Origin of the sequence: Legionella sp. W10-070 (genome assembly GCF_900640175.1) — a bacterium.
Lineage (GTDB): Bacteria > Pseudomonadota > Gammaproteobacteria > Legionellales > Legionellaceae > Tatlockia.
On sequence record NZ_CAAAJC010000024.1, the window covers coordinates 33068 to 42387 of the forward strand.

Here is a 9320-nt window from a genome sequence, read left to right on the forward strand (position 1 = left end):
TTTCATATTTTTTCAAATTCAGGCTAATTTAAGATCGGTTTACATGCATCATCACAAAAAGTTAGATTACGTTCAACCTGAATAGTCGCATGATGAATATTATGTTTTTCTCGCAGCATTTTTACTAATAGCTGCCTTGCCTCATCACTCAACGGCATTTCCGGCATGAACAAATGAACCGATAAAGCATTTTCTTTCGTGCTCAAAGCCCAGATATGTAAATCATGCACTTCTTTAACGCCAGCTACAGTCAGTAATGATTCACGCACATCCATCCAGGATATTCCTCGGGGTACCGCATCAATAATCAAGCGAAAGCTATCAGAGAAAAGCGACCAGGTTCCTTTAATAATTAACAAAGCAATCAACAAACCAACAACAGGATCTATCCAGAGCCAATTAGTCCAATAGAGGATTATAGCTGAAATAACAACACCAACAGAAATCAGTGCATCATAGAGCAAATGGAGAAAAGCAGCCCGAATGTTTAAATCATCAGTACCCCGTAAAAATAAAGCAGCTGTTGCGCCATTAACCAGAATACCTATTCCGGCAACAATCATTACCGATACGGCCTGAACTTCTGTGGGGGAGAACAACTTATACATTGCTTCAGTAGCAATGATGCCACAGGTAAATACCAGCAATACCCCATTGGCCAATGCAGCGAGAATGGAGGTTTTTTTCATCCCGTAAGTACTCTGCCTGGTTGGGATACGTTTTAATAAATTGTTTGCAACCCAAGCCAGAATCAAGCTTAAAACATCGCCGAGATTGTGCACCGCATCTGCTAACAAACTGGTCGAGTTAGCAAGATAAGCAAAAATAATCTGGCATATCACAAACAAACCATTAGCAACTACAGCGATTAAGAACGCGCGATTAAATTCTAATACCCCATGGTGTGTATGGGAATGAGAATGGCTATGTTCACCCTCTTCATACTGATGAAAAATCATTCCTTCTCCCGATTCACAATAGAGTCTGTCGGGCTATCTGTGTTTTCCACACCATAATAATTTTGTCCAATTTTAATGCGCTCCCGTGTATTTTGCTTCCGCCATGCATTGGTATCCCTCAAAGAGTAAACACATCCGCAATATTCCTGCTTATAGAAATTTTCACGTTTGGCTATCTCATACATTCTTTCAGAGCCTCCGTTCTTACGCCAGTTATAAGTCCAATAGGTGATATTTGGATAGTGGCTGGCAGCCAGGATACCTGCGTTATTGATTTGCTCCATGTCCTTCCAGCGGGAAATCCCCAAAGAACTGCTGATAACAGGAAAACCATGCTCATAGGCATAAAGTGCCGTACGCTCAAACCTCATATCAAAGCAAGCAGTGCAGCGCTTGCCCCGCTCCGGCTCAAACTCTAAACCCTTTACACGGGCAAACCAATTATCCTTATCATAATCAGCATCGATAAAAGGAATATCATGCTTTTTAGCAAAAGCAATATTTTCCTGCTTTCTGATTTCATATTCCTGGACAGGATGAATATTAGGATTATAAAAGAAAATCGAGAAATCGATTTTTGAAAACAACAAAGCCTCCATCACCTCACCAGAGCAAGGAGCGCAACAGGAATGCAGGAGTAATTTGTCAGCGCCATCAGGAAGCGCCAATTGTTCACGTTTAACCATTAGAAGTATCCGATAAATTAATAAAATGCTGACGATAATAAGCAAGTTCGGCAATCGAATCCTTAATATCTTCAATTGCCAAATGCTTGGACTCTTTCGTTATCCCATTGAGCAATTGAGGCCGCCAACGCTTCACTAACTCCTTTAGTGTACTTACATCAAGGTTACGATAATGAAAATAAGCTGCCAGTTCAGGCATGTATTTATACAGGAAACGCCTATCCTGACAAATGCTATTGCCACACATTGGCGATTTGCCCCTATCCAAATAATTCTTAAGGAAATCTATTGTCCGAGACTCCGCTTCAGCCTCTTTTATTTTAGATTCTCTGACACGCTTTACCAAACCCGATTGGTTATGTTGTTTAGTATTCCATCCATCCATGGATGATAATAATGCTTCATCCTGATGGATAGCCATCACCGGTCCTTCAGCCAAAATAGTCAATTGGGCATCTGTTACTATCGTTGCTATTTCGATAATATGATCCTTCTCAGGATCAAGACCCGTCATTTCCAAATCAATCCAAATCAGATTATTATTATTTTTCATTTTGATTTCCAATTTGCTCAACGCAGGCAACTCGCTGCAGATGCAATCTTTTTTTTATGGCTTCCCCTTGATGCCCTTGCGCTATTATTTCCTGTACCGATATCCGCATGCATTGTTCCATCAAGTGACGCCAGATGCGAGCTTGCTCATACTCTTTTTTTCCCGAACCCCGTGCATCAGCTTCACAAACAACTAACAATTTGTTAAACAAATTGGGACGGCGAAAAGCATCCGTTTGCTCAAGGATTTTCACCTTGGTTTGGGCACGAAGTTCAGAAACTCGATGAATAGTTATATGAAAGCGGGACACCATCATTGCAAATTTACGATATTCTGCAGGAATTCGCAAACGTTCGCATAGGGACTGAATAATTGCTCCCCCCCGCTCTTCATGACGAATGTGGCCAGGCCACTCGCTCATCGGTGTGGCAGCCTTACCTAAATCATGCACAAGCGCTGCAAAACGTATCAAAGGATCAGCAGATAAGGTTGTCGCAATGTTCAGAACCATTAAACTATGTACCCCGCTGTCAATTTCACTGTGGTACTTGCGGGGGTTAGGAACCCCAAAGAGAGCATCAATCTCTGGCAATATAATCTTAAGAGCGCCACAAGATCGTAAAATTGAAATAAAGACTTGAGGATTTTTTTCCCCCAAACTGCGAGACCATTCCTGCCATACCCGTTCGGAAACCAGATGTGTCAATTCGCCACGTCTTACCATAGCATACATTAATGCACGTGTTTCATCAGCCAGTCTAAACCCTAGATGATGGTAACGGGCAGCAAAGCGGGCAACGCGAAGAACACGCACAGGATCTTCTACAAAAGCCGGAGAAACGTGCCTTAGTAGCCTGGCTTCTAAATCAGCTTGGCCATGATAAGGGTCTATCAGGCGGCCATTTTCATCCATGGCCATTGCATTAATAGTTAAATCCCGACGCAATAGATCGTCTTCCAGAGTAACATGCGGATTAAAATCACATTGAAAACCGTAGTAGCCCGGCGCTGATTTACGCTCGGTCCTGGCTAAAGCGTACTCCTCCCGGGTGGATGGATGGAGGAAAACGGGAAAATCCCGTCCAACTTGATGATAGCCTGATTGCAGCAGCTGTCCTGGTGTTGCTCCAACGACAACCCAGTCACGTTCTTTTACCGGATATCCCAGCAATTGATCGCGAACAGCCCCTCCCACTAAATAAATTTTCATTAATTGCTATTTGCCTTCATACAATACAGTAGCCACGCATAATCCCTGACAGCGGTTATTGTGGTAAGCTATGTGCCAATCTCCTAGGGTTTTGGCAATTATAGACTACTTTTAAATCATGAGTAAAAGGCGAATTAACCAACAACAATCTGCACGAATACAAAAAAAGCAGGCTGACTATCGTCATCAATCAAAAACCGGCGATCAGTCTTCTATTTCCGGGCTGGTCCTTACCCGCTTTAGCCGTCATGCAGAAATCGAAGATGATAGCGGCAATCGCATACATTGCTCTATTCGTCCTAACATTGACTCGTTAGTAGCTGGTGATCGTGTCATCTGGCAAACAACCGGTTTGGGTCAAGGTGTGGTTGTCAGCCGTTTCCCAAGAGAATCCATGCTTGGCCGTCCTGATAAAAGAGGGGAAATCAAACCGGTTGCCGCCAACATAACCCAGATTATTACCGTTGCTGCTGCCAGACCAGAACTATCCTGGCCGTTGTTAGATAGTTATCTGGTGATGGCTGAACATTTAGGGATTAAGGTTTGCATTGTTCTCAACAAGATAGATCTTCCCTCAACAAACCCACTAAAACAAGAGCTCATTGAGGGTTATCAATCACTGGGATATCCCATTTTATTTACCAGTAAAGAAGATAAACAAAGTTATACCCAGCTTAAGAAAGCACTTAACCATCATATCAGCGTTTTTGTTGGGCAATCAGGCGTAGGGAAATCATCACTGATTTCTGAAATATTACCTCATGAGCAAGGAATTCAAACTGCGGAAGTTTCTGCAGGCTCAGATCTGGGATGTCATACTACAAGCAATTCACGTCTTTATCATCTTCCTGATGGGGGGGCACTGATTGATTCACCTGGGGTACGCGAATTAGGCTTATGGCACATGCCTCTTGCAGAAATTGCACTGGGCTACCGAGAATTCCGTCCCCTTCTATCAGGATGCAAATTTCGCAATTGCAACCACAAAGATACTCCTGGTTGTGCGATTATTGCCGCCTTGCAGGCAGGCCGGTTAGCTCCCAAACGCTATGATAATTTTGTTAAAATCTCCGCTCAGTTCACAAAATAATTTTAACGTTTGTAGTCAACTAGTACCGTTTCCATTTAGTTTTGACAGGTTGTCTTGTGCAAATTGTTCTGTTTCTTGTCATCCCCGCGAAGGCAGAGAAGGCAGAGATCCATGCAGGATATAGCACGGAGCGCCTTAAAAATGGATTCCCGCCGACAAACAACCTGTCAAAACTAAATGGAAACGGTACTAACCGCAGTTGCAGCCGTGAAAAAATTGATTCACAGAGCCTAAGTTACTGACAGGACTTATCCGCTGACTGGGATACATTTATCCGCTTATTGAGTGCCTTGATACTTATTATATTCACCCCAGACTGCTGTTGGATAAAAAGAATCCTTCTTGCCAGACTCCCTTTGGGATCAACCCTTTCACTCTTTTCTATTAACGCTTGTTCTAATTCCTTAAGAAGCAAAACCACGCTCATATAGCCTGGACTGAATTTTGTCTGGGTGTTGCAAATTTTAAAGAGTTCCCTGACAGCTTCAGTATGGTGGCGGTTACAATGGGTAAATAGTAGTTTTATTGAGGAGAAGAATTTTGAATCACCTTTACAATAATCTTTTAGAATCTCAAGAGCCGAGTAATAGTCCTTCAATGAATCAGAGAGCAAATATCTTTCAGGAGATCGGCCCTGCTCCCATATTTTCTTATAGCTTGCCGGGAAAATTGGCAATATATCATGAGCATCGTCCCATCGCCCCTTGCTTACTCCAGATTCGATATTTTGAAACAGTAAACTGCGAAGCATACAATTCAACGAATCCAGTCCTAAAGCTGTACTGGCTGCAGTAACCACCCTGCCATCTACATTAATTTGTATTTTTTTAAGCTTATCCTCCGCAGTATTTAAACAAGTATCCGCCTTGGTTCCCACTAAAATAATGAAACCATCCGGGTTTAAATAGTGACACCTGCTAATGTGAGCTTTAATAGCCTCTTCATCTATGTCCCCTGATAGGTCCACGCAATATAGCAGAAGATTACTGCCATAAATATATAAATCCAATAAGCGTTCATACTGCAGTTCAGGGCTGCAATCCCATAATTGCATTTTAAAGCCTAAAAGCTCTAAAGATGAGAACCTGGCTCCTATAGTGGGATAATAATTGAGTTCAAAAGGTTTTTTAAGCATCGCACTGCAAAGTGCAGTTTTTCCAGACATCCTGGCACCAAGAAAAACAATTTTAAACATAAGCAATATCCGAAACTTAAAATTTAATCATTTTCACAGCGACTATTCTTTTAAAAGTCGTTTTCTTCCATGACGCCTCTCAACCCGCACCTTAGTTTAAACTGTGTACTGAGGTAACCTCAGATTTTAAATTTCCCTCGCCTGGCTTTTCAATTGCTTGCAGATATTCTCCAATTATTGTTGCCTGCGCTGGCTTAGCTATCTTTGAAGAAGCGATTTTCATTTGTTCAACAACACCGGCAATATTAACCTGGGTATAACACTCCTTGAAGAATCCAGTCAACTCATTAAAAATTTTGTTATATTCAAGCTCGTATTGCCCAGGTGCCACTCCAAATATTCCCTGCTTGTGACTGGCTTCATGAATAATCTTTGTCGTCAACCGATATACTAAAAACTCCACACCACTTTGTATGAAGGCTTCATCGCTTACACCCCCTGGTGTTTGCCTTAAAATTCCAAGAATTTCTTCACACTTTTCGGGCAAACTATTTAACATTTTGTTGAATTCAATATTGATACGTACCCATTTTCTATAATCATTATCGGGTTGCAGAAGCGTCTGCATTAACTGCTCAAGAAATTTTACTACCGATTCATTACTATTACCTTTTACCCACGCAACAAGAACAGTCAACAACATTTTAGGTTCAAAGCAAACCTTTTTCTCCGCTTTAAACATGGAGCCATCTTCAATACTTTTTAACCAGCTTAAAGTATCTTCATAGCGCGTATATTTTGTAATGAGATTAGGATTAGCCAGTGCCTTTTTAACAATATTCTGGACAGTATAGGTGCAAATATGACGAACCAGACTGAAATCACCCGAATTGATAATTGGCTGTAGCACATTAAATAACTCTTGTCCGGTATTAGTCAGCGTATTACGATAATCCTCATGTTTTGATGGTTTTCCTGTGTGCCATACGTATCTAAAAGGGTGGGTCATGATAGAAACAAAGGTTGTCAACACTCGCAGGGTAGCCTCTTGCTGATCAATATGATCATAATCACGTAACGTATTTTTAGCAGAAAAACGTTGCATTTCCTTTATTGCAACCACAGAATTTTTATGTAGCCCCTCTACTAATTTTACATACTCCAGATCCGGGTCATAATCTATAATCAGCTTAAGCCAAAATTGACCTGCCACAGCAATGCACTCACGGTCATCAACTGTCTTGGAAGTCTTTTGTATATTGTCCATCAACGTGGAAAATTGAATTTTTTTTGTCCGCCAAAGGATTGGATGTGCATGTAACCGGCACAATTCATCAGCAGGCATGCTGTCCATATAAAGCAAAAATTTTTCATAAGCCTTATCAGCGATAGACTCTTGATCTGCACTAATTTTGTGTCCCCAGAATAAGGCGCTTGGATTAAGAGTACCATTGACTAAATCACCTAACGCTTTAATTGTCTCCAGACTAATGGCAAGCACCGTCTCTTCTGTCAGTACTTTGGTTGAGTAATAGTCATAAAATTCAGAATTGGCGAAAGATAAGCGCTTTAATTCCTTTGCAGTCAACATCTTGGGGGGATTAGCAGTACAATTATAGAACGTTCCACTGGCCTTATGATGGCCAACACAATTAGGCAAATAAATTAGTGACTTGCCATCTTCAGCAAGAACATAATGTGATAGAGGGTAGGCTGTTAGATTTTCTTGCGTCACTGGATCAATATCATGCTCCAGTGTTGGGATCAGCAACTTATAATAATTAGCATCAACGTAGCCTGCTCCCGCCAGATATTGTGCCAACCGAATCCAGGCAAAATTTTGCCCTTCCTGATTACGCATATAATCATCAGGATGATCCATGATGTATAGCCAACGTAAAGAGTACAGTTCCCGCAGCTGTTTAATAATTTCAGAAGTATTGGCACCCTTATCAAGGTCTTCGAGCAGTTTTTTTAATTTTGGTTTTAATTCTTCAATCCCCGGATCCAGCTTGGAAACTCTATCTTTAAGATGTAGGAGATTAAAATAACTACCTGCTTGAAATTTTTTATAAACTGAAGCCAAACTATCACTTTGACTAATAAGAGAAGGGTCAAAACGACACAGCCATTTGGCTACGTTGGCAAATTTCTCATTTAAGCCTCTTGACCCCTGCAAGCAATCGATCAAGATTTCAACCAAGTAATAGCCTTCGGTTTCACTGGCATAGATAGGTATACCATAAAAATAATTGATATTATCTAAAGAACAAAGACGCAATTCTTCGTTCAGGTTATTTAAACATGCTTTAACAGAGCTTGCTTTTGAATCCCCTCCAGATTGAAAAAAAGCTTCTACCAGCGTTAGCAATATTGGCAATAAATGCCTGGGGCACTCACCTCTATTATTCCAGGTTGGCACTATTTCTCTAAGAAGGTAGTCCCAAAAACTGGCATAAACTTCTTTTCCGCTTCGTTTTACAAACTCTTCACTAGCCTTGGCCCGTATTCGGAATAGCTCCTTTAACGTTAACGCGCGGGGCTTTAGTCTTTCGGAGATATCATAAATACAAAAATTAACTGAAGGTTTTTCCTTTGTATACTCAAAGAGACCTTCGATTGTACGCCAGTTACCATCCTCATCCAGATAAATATAACGCAGCTCTTGCTGTTCGGTTAGACGAGTAAATCTATCTGGATCAGTAAGATTAGTAATTGTAGGGATTAATACACAAAGATAAGGCTTCCCAAGCTCCGCTGCCAAATCCTTCGCCAGCCGAACCCAGTGAATATTGTTAGCCCGGAGGTTAAAGGTATAATCTGCAGGCTTATCAGCTATTTCCTGCCATCGAGTAGCAAAGCATTCCTGAATCCAGTTTAATTGCTCTTCATTTAAACTGTCGTTGACATTAACCCTAATATTGTTATGTCCCAGCCTATCAGCAGGTAGGGGATATTTTTCCTGAAAACGGGAAAGTAGCTTTTGATCTATCTCCTCTAACTCATCCTCAATACTGACCAATGCGTTGATAAATTCATGAACTCGATGGACTAGCATACTACTCTATATCCTTATAAATGGTGATCAATTCTACTGTATTTATTTTTAACTTACGAGACTTATAAAGAGAACATGCTGATATTCTAGTCGCTTTGATCTCTAAATTGTTCGACAGGGGAAGGATAGCAATAATCACTGTAATTGAGAATCATTATTATTCTCTGCACGGTACGATATGCTGTTCAGGAGTCTTGATGGATCCCATACATAGTGAGTAATATACAAGCAGATTTCAAGCTATAAGTCTTGATGAAAAGTTTAATGTCTGAGCCCCGGGTTTCACTCAGCTACTTGCTTATAGTAATGATTTATGATGTTGGTTTAACTTCAAATTATAAATTTTTGACACGAAAAACAGATATAAAAAAAGCGGCTATAAGCCGCTTAAGAAAAAAAGCCCTGGCGATGACCTACTTTCACATGGGGAGACCCCACACTATCATCGGCGCGGGTCTGTTTCACTTCTGAGTTCGAGATGGATTCAGGTGGTTCCAGACCGCTATGGTCGCCAGGAAAAACGGTATCCCTCAGGAAGCGGCTTGTCTTATTAGCAAGCCAACCCCTTCAGGCTGGTAAAGAAGTAATCGGTAACAGGAACAATTTTTGAAAGAAGTTCTTTCACTTCC

Annotated in this window: 7 protein-coding genes and 1 rRNA gene; 1 reads left to right on the forward strand and 7 read right to left on the reverse strand. The window is 41.1% G+C overall.

Annotation, left to right across the window (positions count from 1 at the left end):
- Window positions 1-23: 23 nt before the first annotated feature.
- The 4 genes from E1O65_RS10380 to E1O65_RS10395 are packed head-to-tail and all read right to left on the reverse strand — an operon-like array spanning window position 24 to window position 3408.
- Window positions 24-959 carry a cation diffusion facilitator family transporter gene (locus E1O65_RS10380; protein ID WP_133133538.1) on the reverse strand — a complete coding sequence of 312 codons (936 nt, stop codon included), beginning with the start codon at window positions 957-959 and terminating at the stop codon, window positions 24-26.
- The gene (locus E1O65_RS10385) at window positions 956-1645 is read right to left on the reverse strand and encodes an epoxyqueuosine reductase QueH (RefSeq protein WP_133133539.1); all 690 of its coding nucleotides are present in this window, start codon (window positions 1643-1645) and stop codon (window positions 956-958) included. The genes E1O65_RS10380 and E1O65_RS10385 overlap by 4 nt, the downstream gene beginning before the upstream one ends.
- Window positions 1638-2198 carry an oligoribonuclease gene (gene orn, locus E1O65_RS10390; RefSeq protein ID WP_133133540.1) on the reverse strand — a complete coding sequence of 187 codons (561 nt, stop codon included), beginning with the start codon at window positions 2196-2198 and terminating at the stop codon, window positions 1638-1640. The genes E1O65_RS10385 and orn overlap by 8 nt, the downstream gene beginning before the upstream one ends.
- Window positions 2188-3408, reverse strand: coding sequence for a multifunctional CCA addition/repair protein (locus tag E1O65_RS10395; RefSeq protein WP_133133541.1), 1221 nt, complete (start codon window positions 3406-3408; stop codon window positions 2188-2190). The genes orn and E1O65_RS10395 overlap by 11 nt, the downstream gene beginning before the upstream one ends.
- 118 nt (window positions 3409-3526) lie before the next feature.
- Between E1O65_RS10395 and rsgA the strand changes: the two genes are divergently transcribed.
- Window positions 3527-4498 carry a small ribosomal subunit biogenesis GTPase RsgA gene (gene rsgA / locus E1O65_RS10400; RefSeq protein WP_133133542.1) on the forward strand — a complete coding sequence of 324 codons (972 nt, stop codon included), beginning with the start codon at window positions 3527-3529 and terminating at the stop codon, window positions 4496-4498.
- 235 nt (window positions 4499-4733) lie between these two features.
- Here the strand turns inward: rsgA and E1O65_RS10405 are convergent, their stop codons facing one another.
- The 3 genes from E1O65_RS10405 to rrf all read right to left on the reverse strand — a co-directional run bounded on the left by E1O65_RS10405 (window position 4734) and on the right by rrf (window position 9207).
- Complete coding sequence (locus tag E1O65_RS10405) at window positions 4734-5693, reverse strand: DUF5617 domain-containing protein (protein ID WP_133133543.1); 960 nt, start codon at window positions 5691-5693, stop codon at window positions 4734-4736.
- Window positions 5694-5784: 91 nt separating this feature from the next.
- The gene (locus tag E1O65_RS10410) at window positions 5785-8691 is read right to left on the reverse strand and encodes a hypothetical protein (RefSeq protein ID WP_133133544.1); all 2907 of its coding nucleotides are present in this window, start codon (window positions 8689-8691) and stop codon (window positions 5785-5787) included.
- A gap of 400 nt (window positions 8692-9091) precedes the next feature.
- Window positions 9092-9207: ribosomal RNA gene (rrf, locus tag E1O65_RS10415) — 5S ribosomal RNA — on the reverse strand.
- Window positions 9208-9320 lie beyond the last annotated feature (113 nt).

What these genes read in the sequence shown, in the direction of transcription:
- E1O65_RS10395 (WP_133133541.1), bottom strand. Translation starts at nt 3,408, where the DNA reads ATGAAAATTTATTTAGTGGGAGGGGCTGTTCGCGATCAATTGCTGGGA.
- E1O65_RS10385 (WP_133133539.1), bottom strand. Translation starts at nt 1,645, where the DNA reads ATGGTTAAACGTGAACAATTGGCGCTTCCTGATGGCGCTGACAAATTA.
- E1O65_RS10410 (WP_133133544.1), bottom strand. Translation starts at nt 8,691, where the DNA reads ATGCTAGTCCATCGAGTTCATGAATTTATCAACGCATTGGTCAGTATT.
- E1O65_RS10405 (WP_133133543.1), bottom strand. Translation starts at nt 5,693, where the DNA reads ATGTTTAAAATTGTTTTTCTTGGTGCCAGGATGTCTGGAAAAACTGCA.
- rsgA (WP_133133542.1), top strand. Translation starts at nt 3,527, where the DNA reads ATGAGTAAAAGGCGAATTAACCAACAACAATCTGCACGAATACAAAAA.
- E1O65_RS10380 (WP_133133538.1), bottom strand. Translation starts at nt 959, where the DNA reads ATGATTTTTCATCAGTATGAAGAGGGTGAACATAGCCATTCTCATTCC.
- orn (WP_133133540.1), bottom strand. Translation starts at nt 2,198, where the DNA reads ATGAAAAATAATAATAATCTGATTTGGATTGATTTGGAAATGACGGGT.